The organism is Cytobacillus sp. ABV4_503 (assembly GCF_056158445.1).
The window spans coordinates 834,109-851,235 of the sequence record NZ_JBSWTH010000001.1; the positions used below are offsets into that span (position 1 = coordinate 834,109).

At 41.2% G+C, this 17,127-nt stretch carries 19 protein-coding genes and 1 pseudogene; 14 read left to right on the forward strand and 6 right to left on the reverse strand.

The genetic code is table 11. The annotated features are described in order from the left end of the window. The first annotated feature begins 69 nt into the window (after positions 1-69). Entirely contained in the window at positions 70-873 is an 804-nt protein-coding gene (recX, locus tag ACXAD1_RS04250) for a recombination regulator RecX (RefSeq protein ID WP_474909560.1), read from the forward strand. An 18-nt stretch (positions 874-891) separates the two neighbouring features. On the opposite strand, the gene ACXAD1_RS04255 is transcribed toward recX, so the two are convergent. Further along, a complete protein-coding gene (locus ACXAD1_RS04255; RefSeq protein WP_474909561.1) occupies positions 892-1,563 on the reverse strand; it encodes an SDR family NAD(P)-dependent oxidoreductase in 672 nt (223 codons plus the stop codon). A 200-nt stretch (positions 1,564-1,763) separates the two neighbouring features. Between ACXAD1_RS04255 and ACXAD1_RS04260 the strand changes: the two genes are divergently transcribed. Continuing rightward, complete coding sequence (locus ACXAD1_RS04260) at positions 1,764-2,093, forward strand: YfhH family protein (protein ID WP_009335830.1); 330 nt, start codon at positions 1,764-1,766, stop codon at positions 2,091-2,093. Between the two features lie 22 nt (positions 2,094-2,115). Here ACXAD1_RS04260 and ACXAD1_RS04265 read toward each other — a convergent pair whose 3' ends face one another. Together ACXAD1_RS04265 and ACXAD1_RS04270 are read right to left on the reverse strand one after the other, a co-directional pair. Further along, positions 2,116-2,274, reverse strand: coding sequence for a YpzG family protein (locus ACXAD1_RS04265; RefSeq protein ID WP_009335831.1), 159 nt, complete (start codon positions 2,272-2,274; stop codon positions 2,116-2,118). A 19-nt stretch (positions 2,275-2,293) separates the two neighbouring features. Further along, positions 2,294-2,464 carry a small, acid-soluble spore protein K gene (locus ACXAD1_RS04270; RefSeq protein WP_009335832.1) on the reverse strand — a complete coding sequence of 57 codons (171 nt, stop codon included), beginning with the start codon at positions 2,462-2,464 and terminating at the stop codon, positions 2,294-2,296. Between the two features lie 128 nt (positions 2,465-2,592). Between ACXAD1_RS04270 and ACXAD1_RS04275 the strand changes: the two genes are divergently transcribed. After that, on the forward strand, positions 2,593-2,862 hold the full coding sequence (locus ACXAD1_RS04275; protein WP_370221449.1) for a YfhJ family protein: 270 nt from the start codon (positions 2,593-2,595) through the stop codon (positions 2,860-2,862). A 33-nt stretch (positions 2,863-2,895) separates the two neighbouring features. Here ACXAD1_RS04275 and ACXAD1_RS04280 read toward each other — a convergent pair whose 3' ends face one another. Next, positions 2,896-3,876, reverse strand: coding sequence for a metal-dependent hydrolase (locus ACXAD1_RS04280; protein ID WP_206842574.1), 981 nt, complete (start codon positions 3,874-3,876; stop codon positions 2,896-2,898). Positions 3,877-4,119: 243 nt separating this feature from the next. On the opposite strand from ACXAD1_RS04280, the pseudogene mutY reads away from it, so the two are divergent. After that, positions 4,120-5,219 (forward strand): annotated as a pseudogene (gene mutY / locus ACXAD1_RS04285) (A/G-specific adenine glycosylase). A 31-nt stretch (positions 5,220-5,250) separates the two neighbouring features. Here mutY and ACXAD1_RS04290 read toward each other — a convergent pair. After that, on the reverse strand, positions 5,251-5,475 hold the full coding sequence (locus ACXAD1_RS04290; protein ID WP_019383506.1) for a hypothetical protein: 225 nt from the start codon (positions 5,473-5,475) through the stop codon (positions 5,251-5,253). Positions 5,476-5,705: 230 nt separating this feature from the next. On the opposite strand from ACXAD1_RS04290, the gene fabL reads away from it, so the two are divergent. From fabL to nikC, 10 genes are all read left to right on the forward strand, one after another. Beyond that, positions 5,706-6,455 carry an enoyl-[acyl-carrier-protein] reductase FabL gene (gene fabL, locus ACXAD1_RS04295; RefSeq protein ID WP_206842584.1) on the forward strand — a complete coding sequence of 250 codons (750 nt, stop codon included), beginning with the start codon at positions 5,706-5,708 and terminating at the stop codon, positions 6,453-6,455. An 86-nt stretch (positions 6,456-6,541) separates the two neighbouring features. Further along, positions 6,542-6,733 (forward strand): gamma-type small acid-soluble spore protein, encoded by a 192-nt coding sequence (locus tag ACXAD1_RS04300; protein ID WP_035333109.1) that lies wholly within the window; start codon positions 6,542-6,544, stop codon positions 6,731-6,733. Positions 6,734-6,938: 205 nt separating this feature from the next. After that, on the forward strand, positions 6,939-7,190 hold the full coding sequence (locus ACXAD1_RS04305; RefSeq protein WP_009335839.1) for a YgaB family protein: 252 nt from the start codon (positions 6,939-6,941) through the stop codon (positions 7,188-7,190). A gap of 292 nt (positions 7,191-7,482) precedes the next feature. After that, positions 7,483-8,013 carry a nucleoside tri-diphosphate phosphatase gene (gene ntdP / locus ACXAD1_RS04310; RefSeq protein WP_009335840.1) on the forward strand — a complete coding sequence of 177 codons (531 nt, stop codon included), beginning with the start codon at positions 7,483-7,485 and terminating at the stop codon, positions 8,011-8,013. A 177-nt stretch (positions 8,014-8,190) separates the two neighbouring features. Then, positions 8,191-9,939, forward strand: coding sequence for an ABC transporter ATP-binding protein (locus tag ACXAD1_RS04315; RefSeq protein WP_280516106.1), 1,749 nt, complete (start codon positions 8,191-8,193; stop codon positions 9,937-9,939). 330 nt (positions 9,940-10,269) lie between these two features. Then, positions 10,270-11,286: an ABC transporter ATP-binding protein gene (locus tag ACXAD1_RS04320; RefSeq protein ID WP_206842586.1), complete on the forward strand. Its 1,017-nt coding sequence runs from the start codon at positions 10,270-10,272 to the stop codon at positions 11,284-11,286. Next, complete coding sequence (locus tag ACXAD1_RS04325; RefSeq protein WP_206842588.1) at positions 11,261-12,229, forward strand: ABC transporter ATP-binding protein; 969 nt, start codon at positions 11,261-11,263, stop codon at positions 12,227-12,229. The genes ACXAD1_RS04320 and ACXAD1_RS04325 overlap by 26 nt, the downstream gene beginning before the upstream one ends. 78 nt (positions 12,230-12,307) lie before the next feature. Beyond that, the gene (locus ACXAD1_RS04330) at positions 12,308-13,918 is read left to right on the forward strand and encodes an ABC transporter substrate-binding protein (RefSeq protein ID WP_206842590.1); all 1,611 of its coding nucleotides are present in this window, start codon (positions 12,308-12,310) and stop codon (positions 13,916-13,918) included. A gap of 118 nt (positions 13,919-14,036) precedes the next feature. Next, complete coding sequence (locus tag ACXAD1_RS04335; RefSeq protein WP_370221527.1) at positions 14,037-15,041, forward strand: ABC transporter permease; 1,005 nt, start codon at positions 14,037-14,039, stop codon at positions 15,039-15,041. Positions 15,042-15,095: 54 nt separating this feature from the next. Beyond that, positions 15,096-15,956 (forward strand): nickel transporter permease, encoded by an 861-nt coding sequence (gene nikC, locus ACXAD1_RS04340; protein WP_206842697.1) that lies wholly within the window; start codon positions 15,096-15,098, stop codon positions 15,954-15,956. Positions 15,957-16,015: 59 nt separating this feature from the next. On the opposite strand, the gene ACXAD1_RS04345 is transcribed toward nikC, so the two are convergent. After that, a complete protein-coding gene (locus ACXAD1_RS04345; RefSeq protein WP_206842594.1) occupies positions 16,016-17,095 on the reverse strand; it encodes an FUSC family protein in 1,080 nt (359 codons plus the stop codon). Positions 17,096-17,127: the final 32 nt, after the last annotated feature.

Here is a 17,127-nt window from a genome sequence, read left to right on the forward strand (position 1 = left end):
CAATTTACGACGTTTTCTTTCAAATTCCTTTTTTGGATATGTTACATTTAAGAAAAGAGGTGGAGAAAAATGCCGATCATTACGAAAATCACATTTCAGAAAAAAAACACAGACCGCTACAATATATATATGGATTATGGGAAAGGTGAAGAATATGCATTTAGTGTGGATGAAGATGTGTTAATAAAACATCAGCTCAAAAAAGGAATGCAGCTGGATGAATTTTCACTAAATGAAATTGGCTTCCAGGATGATATCCGAAAATCATATAATATGGCTATTCATTATTTATCCAGAAGGATGCGCTCAGAAACCGAAGTCCGCAAACATTTAGCAGAAAAAGAAGTTGAAGAACCGGTTATTCAGGAAGTTGTCCACAAATTGTACGACTACAAATTTTTAAATGATGAAGAATATGCACTAGCATTTGTGCGTACACAAATGAACACATCTGATAAAGGGAAAGGATTAATCCGCACTGAACTAAAAGAGAAAGGGATTTCCCCTGAATTAATCGAAGAAGCGCTGAAGGAGTATCCATGGGAAGCTGAATTAAGTACAGCAAAAAGGCTGTGTGAAAAGCATTCACAGAAATATGCCCGTGATTCATCAAAGATCCTCAAACAAAAACTGGAACAGATGTTAATGCGCAAAGGTTTTAATTTTGACATCATTCAAGAAGCAGTATCTGAAACGGAGATTGAAAAAGAAGAGGATGAATTGGCAGCCCTAAAGTACCAGGCGGAAAAAGCCAAGAGGAAATATGAGAACCTTCCCGAATTCGAATACAGGCAAAAAATGAAACAAGCCTTATTCAGAAAGGGCTTTTCTTTCAATTTAATTGAGCAATATTTAAGTGATGGAGAAGAATAACACATGGAAACCCATGTGTTATTTTTTAGATTCGATTACAATTGATTCTTCATCCATATTATCCAGAATTATTGCTGCCACTTCTTCAGGAGAACGAAGCCTGGATTTATCCTTGATATGGTCGCTTTCATCCCAGAATGGGGTATCCATTCCGCCCATATAAACGGCCATAACTTTAATATCAGTGCTTTCAAGTTCTTTCTGAAGGCTCTCTGTAAATCCTCTTACAGCAAACTTGCTTGCAGCATACACTGATTCATTTACTTTTCCTTTTAAGCCAGCTGTCGAAATGATATTCATCAGCAAGCCGCAGTTTTTATCTTTAAAATGAGGCAAAACAGCCTGAGTCATATAAATAGTGCCCAGCACGTTTGTTTGAAGCATATCCTGTATTTCCTGCTCTCCAAGATGGTCTAATGGCCCAAAATATCCAACTCCGGCATTATTAATTAAGCCGTAAAGTTCATGGCTTTGGATTTGCGACAACAAGCTGCTGATCTCCTGGGGCTTAGTAATATCTAATGTAAAGACCTGAGTACTTCCGCCAGCTTCATGAATCTCCTTTTCTACACTTTGCAGTTTATCCAATGTCCTTCCTGTTAAAATAGTATGGTAGCCCTGTTTGGCAAATAATAAGGCAAGCTCTTTACCTAATCCGGACCCCGCGCCGGTAATGATGACAGACTTCATATGTTTCGCTCCTTTGAAGGTCTTATAAACCCCATCTTAACAAAAAAGTTCAATACTTGCGAAATGGTATGAAAAACAAAAAGCTGGAGCCTTTTCTAAACAGGCATTTTCTCATATACTTAGCAATGTGGAGTGGAAATGAAGTAAAAGTGAATATAAATTAGCTTGGCCAACTATCTGAAGAAAGTAAGGGATTAAGTATGCAGGAGAAAAGGTACAGTACAATGACTACGTATGAGCTTCAGCAAGAAATTGCCAGCTTAAATGAAAAAGCAAGGAAAGCGGAACAGATGGGCATGGTAAATGAGTTTGCCGTGCTTGAGCGCAAAGTAATAATGGCAAAATCCTACCTGCTCAATCCGGATGATTTTTCCCCTGGTGAAATTTATGAAATCGACGGGGATCCAGGAGTTTACTTTAAAATTGAATATATGAATGGCGTGTTTGCCTGGGGATTCCGGCTAAATGGCAGTAAAGGTGAAGAAGCTTTGCCGATCTCCATGTTAAAAAAACTGGAAGAAAGAGGATGATGTAAACCATCCTCTTTCTGCTTTATGAATTTTTGCGAATCTGCCGTTTTAAAATAATGAGGTCTTGAGTTTGCTGGGTCTCACCATTTACTTGTGAATGTGCACGCTTAGGCCTAAAGTGCGGTGAAGTAAATGGACTGGAATAAGGATTATCCCCAAAAAAGTTTTTGCTGTTTCCCATAACCAAGCCCTCCTTGTATTTAAAATTCTGGTGTGTCACTTTCGCGGTTTGATGAAGCTCTCATTCGTTCCTGAGGGTGCGTATTAATCGTGCCATCAGCCCGGCGTGAAGCATATTCTGCTTTAGCCCGCGGCTCCCCCTCCAGTTTTATGTTGTTTTGATTTGGGAAATTTCTCGCTTTATTGCGCATATGCAGCCTCCTAAACCAGAATACGGGCGCGACCGGCAAATTTGCCAATCACGTAATACTATTATTTGTTTTTTTCGGGAGGCTATGAAGGATACAGGTTATTAATTAATGGTAATGAGGTGACTTTTATGAATGAGTACCAGAAAAAGCTTTATGAGCTTTTATTGAAAAAAAACCACATGCTTTCAGCAAGCCAGGCCCAGACATGGATTGAGCTTTTATGGGAAGATTTTGAAGCAACATATGCCAAGGCTGGCAGAGAATATAAAGGTGCCGAAATGACAGAAAGAATCGTAAGGCAATGGGTAGAAAACCATGGAAGCAGGCTCCATGTATTTGTTGCTGATAACCCTAAATACAAGCATTTGCTTGAACAGGACGAAAATAAGCTAAATTAAAAACAGGCTGCGTATATTAGCAGCCTGTTTTCGTTAGCCGGGAATAATATCCAGTTTTTTTCGAAGTTTTTCCTCACTGAAAATCCAGCCTGTATAGGATGATTGAATGTTAAACTCCCGATCGAGCTGGACCACGGCTACAAATGGATAATGTCCATTGCTCCGGTAGCGGAGGTCAATGAATCGAACTTCATAATAATCATCATATTCATCCACTTCCCAGCGGTAAACTGGTGAGAAGGATAGGAATGCAGATAAATTTTTATCTTTCTTCGCCGCTTCAATTACTGGTGTCTCAGGGACAGGAACGCGATTAAATTGATCGAGAATCCTCACATGGTTTTTTACAGCACGCCCAACGAAAAATTGCTGCCTGCTCATCACCGCAACACGCCATTGATTGAACCTCATGGTTGGGGCAATGATGATTTCTGTGGCATCCGGAATAATTACTTTTACAGCCCTCAGTACACTTCTCTGAGCTGCAAAACGAAGAAGGTAGTACACGACAATAATGCCATAAATAATTAAAAATGTATAACCAGGATGAGCCCCGAAGGCCCATATAAATAATCCAGCAACATGAATCCCGAAAATGAATGGGTCGAATGTGTTGATGATTCCCAATGCTACCCATTTCGATGAAAAGGGGCGAAGTGCCTGTGTTCCATAAGCATTAAAAATGTCGACAAAAACATGCAGGAAAACAGCCAAAAATGTCCACAGCCATAAGTGAAGCAAATTTGCCGCTGGAAAAAATGGGTAAACAACTGCAAGTATGACAAGTGGCCAAAGCAGAACTGCAGGTATGGAGTGGGTAATTCCCCTGTGATTGCGAATATAAACGGCATTATTTCTTAGTTTTAAGACAGTATCTATATCTGGTATTTGTGAACCGACTATGGCTCCAATCATGACACTTGTTGCTGTAGCAGAACTCTCCGCAACAACGGGGTCAAGAGTGGCAATCCCGCCAATCGCCAGCCCCATAACTACATGTGTGCCGGTATCCAAGAGGAAAATACCTCCTTCCTTGGGACATGATCTATTGTTTGTTTTTATATATAGCGGACTCAATGGCCGCTTTCTAAAGTGTACCAGCAAATTTCTTGTATTAACAGCTGAATATGGGTACCTTTAAAGGAGTTGCTGAAATTGAAACAAAATATTCAATCATCAAGAACTAACGATTAAATAAGCAACTGTACTAATATATTCCCATATTTCCCGATTGTTTAACATCAGGAGGATTAAAAATTGAAAGAAATTAGTCAAAATAATATTGAATCAGTTGATATAAAAGGTTTTCAAAATGATTTGCTCAGGTGGTTTGAAGCTGAGCAAAGGGATTTGCCCTGGAGAAAGGACCAGGATCCTTACAAAGTTTGGGTTTCTGAGATTATGCTTCAGCAGACGCGTGTGGATACCGTTATTCCTTACTTTCATCGCTTTATTGAAAAGTTTCCAACCATAAAAGATCTTTCTGAAGCAGACGAAGAAAAGGTATTAAAAGCCTGGGAGGGTTTGGGCTATTATTCAAGAGCAAGAAACCTTCAGGCGGCCGTCCGGGAAGTCCATGAAAAATATGGCGGAATTGTTCCAGATACACCAAAAGAAATTTCTTCATTAAAAGGAGTAGGGCCTTATACAGCAGGAGCAATTCTCAGTATTGCTTACGGGATACCGGAACCGGCTGTGGATGGCAATGTCATGCGGGTCCTTTCGCGTATCCTCTCTATCTGGGATGATATCGCCAAGCCTTCTTCCAGGAAAATCTTTGAGGCTTCCGTCCGGAAATTAATTTCACATGAAAATCCGTCCCATTTCAATCAGGCCCTGATGGAGCTTGGAGCATTAATTTGCACACCAACGTCACCTTCATGCTTATTATGCCCGGTGAGAGAACATTGTACTGCTTTTTATGAGGGGACGCAGCATGAGCTCCCTGTAAAAACCAAAACAAAGAAGCAAAGAAATGTCCAATTAGCAGCGCTGTCCTCATAGATGATCACAAAAGAGTTTTGATACACAAAAGACCTGGAAAAGGCCTTCTTGCTAATCTTTGGGAATTTCCGATGGCAGAAATCAATATTTCTTATGTAAGCGACAAAGAGCAGATGAAAGATGTGTTCAGCACACAATTTGGTGCCATGGTGGAAATACAAGAAATGACTGGTCAGATTGAGCACGTTTTTTCCCACCTAACATGGAACATAAATGTGTATAAAGGAGAAATATTAAAACTCGAAAAGGAAAAAAGCGATTTGAGATTAGTCAGCCTTGAAGAAATTAAGGAATTTCCTTTTCCGGTTTCCCATCAGAAGATATGGAAGCAATATTTGGAAAGCAAAGCATAGAAAAAGGGGGCGTGCCCCCTTTTTCTTTAAGTTAATCGTAGCTTACCCGGGTTCCATGCGTATAATCAGCTTCCTGTCTTTTCAAGCCGCCGCGGTTTTCTATTTCTTCAATGATCTCCCTATGGATGGTTTGGCCCTCAGCATTTAGATAAGGCATGATCTGCTGAAACGAATGATGGTAAAAAGCAAGCTCACTGTCCTTCCAGTCTGATTTTGACATCATGGAAAGCTCTGTCATATCACGTCCGACAAACATTTGCCATCTTCCTTTCCTCATTTGGATTACAGATAGTGTTTTAATTCGAATTGCCATATATACATGGAAAAAGCTAAAATGAAATCGGTAAGGTATTTTTGTTTAGGCCAATTCTTTAAAGTTAGGCTAAATCAACAAACTAGAGAAAAAAGCTTAATTTTTAATTTCCCGGAAAAACAAATCGCTAAACAGTTACGAACAGGAATACATAACAGAAAGGAAACTGAGTCATGACACAAAAAGTAGCATTGATAACAGGAAGCAGCAGAGGAATTGGAAAAGCCACGGCCATCAGGCTTGCCAAAGAAGGCTATGACATTGTCATCAATTACGTACGGAGCAAATCAGCTGCAAATGAAACAGCATCCGAAATTGAGGCACTGGGAAGAAAGGTTCTGGTTGTAAAAGCAAACGTGGGTGATGTAGAAAAAATTAAAGTGCTTTTCCAGGAGATTGACCGTGAATTTGGAAGATTGGATGTGTTTGTAAACAATGCAGCATCCGGCGTTCTGCGTCCGGCAATGGAACTGGAAGAATCTCATTGGGACTGGACGATGAATATTAACAGCAAAGCCCTCCTATTCTGCGGCCAGGAAGCTGCAAAGCTAATGGAGAAAAATGGAGGCGGAAAAATTGTAAGCATCAGCTCGCTGGGTTCGATCCGCTATCTGGAAAACTATACAACTGTAGGGGTTTCAAAAGCGGCATTAGAAGCACTGACACGTTACTTGGCTATTGAGCTGGCTCCTAAAAATATCGTCGTAAACGCTGTTTCAGGCGGTGCAGTTGATACTGAAGCTTTAAAGCATTTCCCTAACCGTGCAGAGCTTCTCGAAGAAGCAAAGACCAAAACTCCTGCAGGGCGTATGGTGGAAATTGAAGATATGGTTGATACCGTTATGTTTTTGATAAGTGAGGAATCCAGCATGATCCGCGGCCAAACGATTATTGTGGATGGTGGTATTTCTTTGCTTGTTTAATAAAAAAATGGATATCTTTGGTTATTAAAAAAGTTGGATAGTTTCCTCCACTCCCGGTTAAATTAATGAGCGTGGAGGTGATTATAATGGCTAAACAACCAAACCAATCTCAAGCTGGAACTAACGTTCAAGAAGTAAGACAACAAAACGCACAATCTGCTGGCCAAGGACAATTCGGTACTGAATTTGCCAGCGAAACAAACGCTGCTGAAGTAAGACAGCAGAATCAGCAAGCTGAAGCCCGCAAAGGTCAAAATGCCGGCAAACAAAGCCGCTAATAGCATTTAAAGAAAGAAGCCGCCTTTAATTGGAAAGGGCGGCTTCTTTTTTTGCTTCGGTTTAGATATAAAGTCCTCTGTTAATTTTATCTCTGGCCATCTCTTCGACAAAACTTCCATAAAGTCAACATAACTAGTCAAAGGGTTAAAAAAAGGTGCAGCGAAATATAGAAATAGGAAAAATAATGGGGACGGTGAAACAAACATGGAGAACTTTAACAGTTTAGTTTCAGAACAGATGAAAACGATGGAAAAGCTTCTTTATCTCCAAAGTGAATTGGAGCGCTGCCAAGAGATAGAAGAAGAATTGAAGGCTATTCAGCAGGAAACGGAGCTGGAAAGTGTACAGTATGAGATTGCAAGGATGAAAGAAGAACTAAAAGAAATTCATCGTATATTTGAGGAACAGACCGAAGAGGTCATCCGCTCCTATCAGGAAGTAAATGTAACTGTTTAAAAAATGACATTCCTTCCCTAAATCTATCTGTTTTTTAATACCTATAAAATCAGCTATTATATCCTTTTTTTTAAGCCGTTGATACATTTCAATGGCTCTTTGTTTTAAAAATTTCCTTTTACCGTTATAATAGTAGAAAACAGGAATCGTACTTTGTTGCCTTTTTCTTTTGGATATTATTGAGTCATGCTGTGCAGTAAACACAGGCATGAAGGGGAGGACGCCTATTCATGGCGCCAAAAAAAGTATTTTCAGGTTGCAAAGCTTCCGGAATGGAAAGTAGGGGAAAAAAATGGCGGTACCCATCGAAGGCGAACCAATGCAAATACACAGCTATAAACATAATGGGCATATCCACCGCGTCTGGGAGGAAACAACCGTATTAAAAGGGACACAAAATTTAGTGATTGGCGGAAATGACCGGACAATCGTAACAGAATCTGACGGAAGAACATGGGTAACAAGAGAGCCGGCCATTTGTTATTTCCATTCACAGCACTGGTTTAATGTGATTGGAATGATTCGGGAAGATGGTGTTTATTATTACTGCAATATCAGTTCACCATTTATTTTTGACGGAGAAGCGTTAAAGTATATTGATTATGATCTGGATATTAAAGTGTATCCTGACATGACATTCAATCTGCTTGACGAAGATGAGTATGAACGGCACCGTCAGGAGATGAATTATCCCGATGTAATTGACAGCATCCTTAAATCGAATGTTGACAATCTCATCCATTGGATCCGTCAGAGAAAAGGTCCTTTTGCACCCGACTTTATTGATATATGGTATGAACGTTATCTTACTTACAGACGCTAAAAAATGGCTGAATGCCGAAAAAAAACGCCTGTTGGACCTTGAGTCAGCAGGTTTTTATTTTTGTCCAGATCTGCATGATTACCAAGTTTAGGGGTAAGTTTAAGAAAATAACTGGAAATATCGGCTGATAGTCAAATATAAGAAAGCTGCATGATGCAGAGAGGGGGAGCGATCCGGTTGGATAGTATAAAGAGATATTTGAAATTCGTAAAGCCGTATCGGCTTCAGATTATCGGAACCATAATAATAGGCATCATTAAATTTGCCATTCCGCTTTTGATTCCGCTTCTGATTAAGTATGTAATAGATGATATTATTGGCAATGAGGCATTGAGCCAGAGCGATAAGACCAGCACACTTTTAATGGTTATGGCTGTGATGATTGCTTTATTTGTCATTGCCCGTCCGCCAATTGAGTATTACCGCCAATACTTTGCCCAATGGGTGGCAAGCAAAATTCTATACGATATCCGGGATAAGCTTTTTACCCACATTCAAAAGTTAAGCTTCAGATTCTATGCAAATACAAGAACAGGGGAAGTCATCTCCAGGGTCATAAATGATGTTGAGCAAACCAAAACTTTCGTAGTAACAGGCTTAATGAATTTATGGCTTGATGTGGCAACCATATTAATTGCAGTTGTCATTATGCTGAATATGGATGTTACATTGACAATTGTGTCACTGCTTCTATTTCCGTTTTATGCTTTTTCAGTTAAATACTTTTTTGGGAACCTCAGAAAGCTGACAAGGGCCCGTTCACAGGCTCTTGCAGAAGTACAGGGCTATCTGCATGAACGGGTTCAGGGGATGGCAGTTGTTAAAAGCTTTGCAATTGAAGATTATGAGCAAACCCAATTTGATGCGCAAAATAAAAACTTCCTGACAAAAGCGATCGACCATACGAAGTGGAACGCAAAGGCATTTGCAGTTGTTAACACCATTACAGATATATCACCGCTTTTAGTTATTGGCTATTCAGGATATCAGGTGATCCAGGGGGAAATTTCTCTGGGTGTCATGATGGCGTTTGTCGCTTATATAGATAGATTGTACGGCCCGCTGAGAAGGCTTGTTAACTCATCAACAACCTTAACTCAATCGATAGCATCCATGGATCGTGTATTTGAGTTAATTGATGAGAAATATGATATTGACGATTCCACTGATGCAATCCAATGCCGGAATGTTAAAGGGCATATTCAATTTGAAGAAGTGAGCTTTTCCTACAATGAGAATGAGCCTCCAGTGTTAAAGGAGATTAATCTTGATGTATCAGCAGGGGAGACTATTGCCCTTGTTGGAATGAGCGGAGGAGGGAAGTCCTCATTAGTAGGGTTGATTCCGCGTTTTTATGATGTCAGCAAAGGCAGAATCCTGCTTGATGGCACTGATATCCGTTCGTTTAAAGTAAGGAGTCTTCGCGATAAAATCGGCATGGTGCTTCAGGATAATATTCTGTTCAGTGAATCGGTTAAAACAAACATACTTCTCGGCAAGCCCGATGCCACGGAGGAGGAAGTAATAGGAGCTGCCAAGGCTGCCAATGCCCACGAATTTATTATGAATTTGCCTGAAGGATATGATACCAGGGTTGGCGAGCGAGGTGTGAAACTATCGGGGGGGCAAAAGCAGCGGATCGCCATTGCGAGAATTTTTTTGAAAAACCCTCCGATCCTTGTGCTGGATGAAGCCACTTCAGCCCTTGATTTAGAGAGTGAGCATCTGATACAGGAAGCGTTGGAAAAATTGGCTAAAGACCGCACGACTTTCATCGTGGCTCATCGCCTTTCCACCATCACTCATGCGGATAGAATTATCCTCATAGAGCATGGTGAAATTTCGGAAGCGGGAAGCCATGAAGAATTAATGAATAAACAGGGTAATTATTATAAGCTTTTTCAGGTTCAGCAGCTTGAAAATTAGGTCTAAAAGCCGGCTCTATTACAGGGCCGGCTTTATTATGTGCTTTTTTATTGCAATGCGTTAAATTACTATAGTGTTAAAACAGCTGCAGGCACATTACAGTCAATAATCTCCATCTTTTTCATAAATATTAGCAGGATATTGTTATTATATTTACCTATTCATGTCGAAAAATATATATAATGTTTACTATATTTAAATAATTTAGAAAAATAAGTAGACTTCATCATTCTTTTTTTATAGAATGAAAAAAAGATAGTGACCTTAGATTCAAATTTGTTAAAAATGTCCTAATTCATAGAAACGGACGATCAAGAAAGGAGTATCCGTGTGACTCAAGCTCCAGTTTTAGAGGTAAAGCAGCTGAGGACTTCCTTTTTCTCTTCCGATGGAGAAGTTCCCGCCGTGGATGATATCAGTTTCTCGGTTAACAAGGGCGAAATTCTTGGAATTGTAGGTGAATCAGGCTGCGGAAAGAGTGTTACATCTCTCTCCATTATGAAGCTGATTCCACAGCCACCGGGAAAAATTACGGGCGGCGAAATCCTTTTGGATGGAGAAGATCTTGTTAATGCATCAGAAAAAAGAATGCGTGAACTAAGAGGCAATGAAGTGGCTATGATTTTCCAGGAGCCGATGACTTCATTAAATCCGTTATTTACAATTGGAGATCAGCTGGTAGAAGGAATCAAATTACATAAAAAATTAAAAAAGAAGGAAGCGAGCCAGCAGGCAATTGAAATGCTGAAGCTTGTTGGACTGCCAAGGGCAGAGCAGATTATGAAGGAATACCCCCATCAGCTGTCAGGGGGAATGAGGCAAAGGGTAATGATTGCCATGGCTTTGTCCTGCCATCCGCGCCTTTTGATTGCGGATGAGCCGACGACCGCTTTGGACGTGACAATCCAGGCCCAGATTCTATCTCTAATGAAGGATCTTAATGAAAAACTGGATACAGCCATTATTATGATCACTCATGATTTAGGGGTCGTTGCCGAAGTCTGTGAAAGAGTAATTGTTATGTATGCCGGGAAGATAGTGGAAGAAGCTCCGGTAGAAGAGATATTCAAAAACCCGAAGCACCCTTATACCCAAGGACTTCTTCAATCTGTGCCTGATGTAAGAGAAAAGAAGGAGCGTCTATATTCCATACCTGGAAATGTCCCAAAACCGGGCTCCATCAAGACTGGATGCCGTTTTGCAGCACGCTGTGAATTTGTTCATGACCGATGCATGACGGAAAGTCCTCCGCTTTACAATGTCGAAAAAGCAGAACAGCATACTGTGCGCTGTTTCCTGCATGAGTCTGGGGGTGTCATTAATGACCGAAGTGCTGTTGGAAGTTAATCAGTTAAAAAAGTATTTTCCAGTAACCGGGGGTCTGTTTGGAAGAAAACAAGGTGATGTGAAAGCGGTTGACGATATCAGCTTCTTCGTTAATAAAGGGGAAACGCTCGGATTGGTTGGTGAATCAGGATGCGGCAAATCAACCACAGGCAGAATGCTGATGCGCCTGATAGAGCCAACAGAGGGTAAAGTAGTTTTTGAAGGCAAGGATTTGACTGCTCTAAACTCAGCGGAGATGCGAAAAATGAGAAAGGAAATGCAGATGGTATTCCAGGATCCTTTTGCTTCCTTAAATCCGCGCCATACAGTTGAGCAGATTTTGGAGGAGCCTCTCATTGTCCACGGCATCGGTAATAAAGAAGAGCGGAAACAGCGGGTTAGGGAGATGCTTGAGGTTGTCGGCCTCAGTAGCTACCATGCAAAACGCTATCCGCATCAATTCAGCGGTGGCCAAAGGCAGAGGATTGGAATTGCAAGAGCATTAATGACCAAGCCTAAGCTGATCATTGCAGATGAGCCTGTTTCAGCTCTTGATGTATCCATTCAGTCGCAGGTCCTCAACCTGCTGGAAGATCTGCAAAAGGAATTCCAGCTGACGTATATATTCATTGCCCACGATCTCGGGGTAGTTAAACATATTAGTGATAGAGTTGGTGTTATGTATCTTGGGAGACTAGTTGAGATCACAACATCTGACCAGCTCTACGATAAACCGCTCCATCCGTATACAAAGGCTTTGCTTGGTGCAGTTCCAATCCCTGACCCGACTTTAAAGAAAGACAGGGAGCTATTAACAGGGGACATTCCAAGTCCGCAGAATCCGCCAGCTGGATGTGCATTCCATACTAGATGCAAAGAATGCATGGAGATCTGCCAAACAGAGAGGCCGCAGCTGAAGGAAATTGAACCAGGTCACTTTGCAGCCTGTCATCTTTATAGCTGAGCTATAAAAAGGGCAGGGCTGCATGGATGATAAATATGTAAATTGCCGATACCGGCAAAAGAAAAAAGGGGGAAAACAATGAAGAAGCGCAATGGCATTTGGTTCCTTGTTGCAGCTTTGCTTCTGTCACTGGCTCTTGCCGGCTGCAGCAGCAACTCAAGCAGCGGAACGAAAGACGAAAAGGATAATGAGAAAGGTACAGATACAGAAGAAACGTCTTCAGGCGGCACATTAGTATTTGGCCGCGGCGGTGACTCAACTTCGCTTGATCCCGCTATCACAACAGAAGGTGAATCTTTTAAAGTAACAAAAAACATCTATGAAACTTTGATTGAATTTGGTGAGCAGGATACAGAAATTCAGCCTGGCCTTGCTACTGAATGGGAAACAAGTGAAGACGGGCTAAAGCATACATTAAAGCTTCGTGAAGGTGTAAAGTTCCACGATGGAACTGATTTTAATGCCGAAGCGGTTGTCTTCAACTTTGAAAGATGGAAAGCTGGAAACGCTGAGCAGTTCTATTACTATAACTCTCAGTTTGGAGACAAGATCTCTGAAGTAAAAGCTGTAGATGATTACACAGTTGAATTTACTTTAAACAAGCCAATTGCACCATTCTTAAAGAACCTTGCAATGTCTCCATTTGGAATTGCAAGCCCGGCTGCTGTTGAAAAGCACGGTGAAAAATTCCTTCACAACCCGGTTGGGACAGGACCATTTGTATTTAAGGAATACAAAGCAAATGACCGCATCACTCTTGTGAAAAATGAAGAATACTGGCAGGAAGGTCTTCCAAAGCTTGATGAGGTTATCTTCCGTGTCATTCCAGAAAACTCTGCGCGTCTAAATGCATTGGCTACAGGCGAAGTAGACTTAATCGATGGTGTTAACTTCAGTGATATTGGCCAAATTGAAGGAAATCCGGATCTTCAAACTTTTGAACGTCCATCCTTAAACGTAGCTTATCTCGGGTTAACAAGTACTCGCGGACCATTAAAAGATAAAAAAGTCCGCCAGGCATTAAACTATGCAGTCGATAAGCAAGCTCTAATTGATGCCTTCTATGCTGGTGCAGCTGAGCCCGCGAAAAACCCTATGCCTTCAGTAGTAGCGGGTTACAACGATGATGTTGTAGATTATGAATTCGATCCTGAAAAGGCTAAAGAACTTTTAAAAGAAGCAGGATATGAAAATGGATTTGAAATGGAACTTTGGGCAATGCCGGTTCCTAGACCATATATGCCGGACGGACAAAAAGTGGCTGAAGCACTTCAAGCCAACTTTGATGCAATTGGCGTAAAGGCAAAAATCGTTACTTATGAGTGGGGTACTTACCTGGATAAAGCAAAGAATGGTGAAGCTGATACATTCCTATTAGGATGGACTGGCGACAATGGGGATGCTGATAACTTCCTATATGTGCTTCTAGACCAGGACAGCATCGGCTCCAACAACTACACTTACTATGAAAATCCTGAGGTACATGAATTGCTTGTAAAAGCTCAGGCTAGTGCAGACCAGGCAGAGCGTGAAGAGCTTTACAAACAGGCTCAGGTTCTGATCAAAGAAGATGCTCCGTGGATTCCGCTTGTCCACTCAAGACCTATCCTTGCGGGCAAGGCTGATATCACAGGCTTCAAGCCGCATCCAACAGGTTCGGATTTACTGGCAACTGTAGAATTTAAATAAGATGCTTTTCAAGTGAGATAAGTATACTTCTTATATTCAAGGAAAAGGGAGTACAGTTCTGTAGCTCCCTTTTCTATTCCAACAATTTTAGATAACCTTCAAGAGAGGTGAAATGGCAATGCTGTCCTATACACTAAAGCGTTTGTTTTCCCTTATTCCAGTTCTGCTGGGGCTTTCCCTTATCGTCTTTTTTATGATTCGGGCAATTCCTGGTAATCCGGCACAGATTATCTTGGGACAATTGGCAACAAAAGAAGCAGTAGAGGAATTAACGAAGCAGCTGGGGCTTGATCAGCCTTGGTACCTTCAATATTTTACATATCTTGGCGGGCTTTTTACGGGGGACCTTGGAGAATCACTCCGTACAAAAACAGAAATAAGCCAGGAAATTTGGCCGTATCTGGCTGCAACAATTGAACTTACATTCGTTGCCATGTTAATTGCTGTTTTTATCGGTGTGAATGCCGGAATCATCAGTGCATGGTATCAGAATTCATGGTTTGATTATGTGGCAATGGTGCTTGCACTTATTGGTGTTTCCATGCCAATCTTCTGGCTTGGCTTAATGGAACAATGGGCGTTTGCCATAAAGCTGGACTGGCTTCCTACATCGGGAAGGGAAGAAGTAAGAAATCCGATTGAGGCCATAACGAACATATATATGATCGATACTCTCTTGCAGGGAAGAATCGATCAATTCTGGGATGTCATCAGACACCTGATTCTGCCGGCATTTGCCTTGGCGACCATCCCAATGGCGATCATTGCGAGGATTACCCGTTCTACGATGCTTGAAGTAATGAGATCCGATTTTGTCAGAACAGCAAGGGCCAAAGGCTTGAGAATGTTCTGGGTTGTTTATAAGCACTCATTAAAGAATGCCATCATTCCTGTTCTTACGATTATCGGTCTTCAAATGGGATTATTGCTGGGAGGCGCCATTTTAACTGAAACAATTTTCAGCTGGCCGGGAATCGGACGATATATTTATGAGGCTATCAACTATCGGGACTATCCTGTTATCCAGTCAGGCATACTTATCATTGCATTTATCTTTGTCATGATCAATCTAGTGGTGGACTTGCTGTATGCAGCAATTGATCCGCGGATTAAATATAATTAAGGAGGGGGAACGTACTTGGAACTTTCAACACAAAAAGACCTTCAGCCGCCTATTATGCCAGCTGAAGAAAAAGCAGTTTCCCCCTGGGTGGAAGCATGGAGGAGCTTTAGAAAAAATAAACTGGCTTTAATCGGCACCATTATTGTATTATTTTTCGTTCTTCTTGCTGTATTTGCACCGCTTATTGCGCCGCAGGGAATTAATGAACAAATGCTGTCAAAAAGGCTTCAGGCGCCATCAGGCGAGCATTGGTTTGGAACGGATGACTTCGGCAGGGATATCTTCTCAAGGGTTGTTTATGGTGCAAGGATCTCCTTATGGGTAGGGTTTCTGGCCGTAATCGGATCTATTGTAGTTGGCTGCCTTTTAGGTGTGGTGGCGGGATATTATGGCAAATGGGTTGATACAATTATCTCACGCATTTTTGATATCATGCTTGCTTTCCCAAGCATCTTGCTGGCCATTGCGATTGTGGCAGTGCTTGGCCCATCATTGAGAAATGCCCTGATTGCCATTGCGGTAATCAATATTCCTAACTTTGGCAGACTTATCCGTTCAAGGGTGCTGAGTGTCAAACAGGAGGAATATATAATGGCCGCAAAAGCGATCGGAATGAGCAACAGCCGGATTCTCTTCAGGCATGTGCTGCCTAATAGCATGGCTCCGATTATTGTACAGGGAACACTTGCCATCGCCACTGCAATCATTGAATGTGCGGCCCTTGGATTCCTTGGTCTCGGTGCTGAGGCTCCAAATCCTGAGTGGGGAAAAATGCTTTCTGATGCTAAGGCATATCTAATACAAGCTCCATGGACGATGATTTTCCCTGGGCTTGCGATTATGCTTACGGTTCTAGGTTTTAACTTAATGGGTGACGGATTAAGGGATGCACTTGATCCAAGAATGAAGAACTAACAAAAAAGCAGCTGAAATCAGCTGCTTTTTCCTATGAATCGTATATCATATACCCCGGTCTATTCGGCGTTCTCCGGTATTGAAACCTCATTTTCCTCTTTATGATATGCCTGAAAACTGGATATCAGTTTATCAAGGTGCTCCACATGTTCATCGTAATCAACAATAGCTGATACAACTTGCATGATATGCGGGAGAATGGACTCTTCATCATGTTCATACTCTTTTTGCTGAGCCAGGAAAAGGTTCACCAGTTCCTTTCTGCTAAGGCTGAAATCGCCTTCCTCAAACACTACATTGGGCCGAACTTTCCCAATAAATTTAAGCATGACGTGTTCATGATAATGGATAAGAATATCAAGCTGCTGCTGAACTGCATGCTGAAATTCTTCTGGCATTTGCTGCAGATCATTTTCATAGCGGTGAAGCTTTTTTAACGTTTCCAGAGAGCGTTTAACAGTCGAGATCATTTGCCTATATATAACGAGTTTTCTGGATTTAACCAGATCATTTCGTTTAAAATAATTTCTTTCCTCTTTATACATTAAATACAGCTGATCAAGCTTCACATTGCTTTCTTTCATTTTATCAATATCGTTTTTCAGCAGCTTGTGCTCAGATGCATGCCGTATATTTAACCTGATCCATTTAGTAATTTCCTCTGTGTTATTGGATATTTTAAAGTAAAGCTTATTCTCATATTTAGGAGGCAGGAAGACAAGGTTAACAATAAAAGCTGATAATACACCAAGCATTATGGTTGAAAAACGAATAAGTGCAAACTGCAAAAAAGTATCGCCTGGTGTTTCCATTATGGCAATCAGGGTTACTAGTGACAGGCCAATCGTATTTTCGATTTTAAGCTTTAGATTGATCGTAATAACAATGATAGCTGCCAGACCTATGATGAAGACATCGTTGCCGAATAAAAGCACGAATATCACGGCAATTAATGCACCGATCGCATTCCCCTGGATCTGTTCAACAATAGAAAGATAAGATCTGTAAATAGTCGGCTGAACGGCAAAAATAGCTGCAATTCCAGCAAAGATAGGGGCAGGCAGATGAAAAAGTTCCGATAATAAAAGAGATAGAATGATTGCGATTCCCGTCTTAAGTATGCGGGCGCCAAGTTTCATACAATAAATGTCCTTTCTTTCTTTAAGATTTT

Bases quoted from the DNA above. Each gene is read 5' to 3' on its own strand.
- recX (WP_474909560.1), top strand. From the start codon at position 70: ATGCCGATCATTACGAAAATCACATTTCAGAAAAAAAACACAGACCGC.
- ACXAD1_RS04255 (WP_474909561.1), bottom strand. From the start codon at position 1,563: ATGAAGTCTGTCATCATTACCGGCGCGGGGTCCGGATTAGGTAAAGAG.
- ACXAD1_RS04260 (WP_009335830.1), top strand. From the start codon at position 1,764: ATGCAGGAGAAAAGGTACAGTACAATGACTACGTATGAGCTTCAGCAA.
- ACXAD1_RS04265 (WP_009335831.1), bottom strand. From the start codon at position 2,274: ATGGGAAACAGCAAAAACTTTTTTGGGGATAATCCTTATTCCAGTCCA.
- ACXAD1_RS04270 (WP_009335832.1), bottom strand. From the start codon at position 2,464: ATGCGCAATAAAGCGAGAAATTTCCCAAATCAAAACAACATAAAACTG.
- ACXAD1_RS04275 (WP_370221449.1), top strand. From the start codon at position 2,593: ATGAATGAGTACCAGAAAAAGCTTTATGAGCTTTTATTGAAAAAAAAC.
- ACXAD1_RS04290 (WP_019383506.1), bottom strand. From the start codon at position 5,475: ATGTTTGTCGGACGTGATATGACAGAGCTTTCCATGATGTCAAAATCA.
- fabL (WP_206842584.1), top strand. From the start codon at position 5,706: ATGACACAAAAAGTAGCATTGATAACAGGAAGCAGCAGAGGAATTGGA.
- ACXAD1_RS04300 (WP_035333109.1), top strand. From the start codon at position 6,542: ATGGCTAAACAACCAAACCAATCTCAAGCTGGAACTAACGTTCAAGAA.
- ACXAD1_RS04305 (WP_009335839.1), top strand. From the start codon at position 6,939: ATGGAGAACTTTAACAGTTTAGTTTCAGAACAGATGAAAACGATGGAA.
- ntdP (WP_009335840.1), top strand. From the start codon at position 7,483: ATGGCGGTACCCATCGAAGGCGAACCAATGCAAATACACAGCTATAAA.
- ACXAD1_RS04325 (WP_206842588.1), top strand. From the start codon at position 11,261: ATGACCGAAGTGCTGTTGGAAGTTAATCAGTTAAAAAAGTATTTTCCA.
- ACXAD1_RS04330 (WP_206842590.1), top strand. From the start codon at position 12,308: ATGAAGAAGCGCAATGGCATTTGGTTCCTTGTTGCAGCTTTGCTTCTG.
- ACXAD1_RS04335 (WP_370221527.1), top strand. From the start codon at position 14,037: ATGCTGTCCTATACACTAAAGCGTTTGTTTTCCCTTATTCCAGTTCTG.
- nikC (WP_206842697.1), top strand. From the start codon at position 15,096: ATGCCAGCTGAAGAAAAAGCAGTTTCCCCCTGGGTGGAAGCATGGAGG.
- ACXAD1_RS04345 (WP_206842594.1), bottom strand. From the start codon at position 17,095: ATGAAACTTGGCGCCCGCATACTTAAGACGGGAATCGCAATCATTCTA.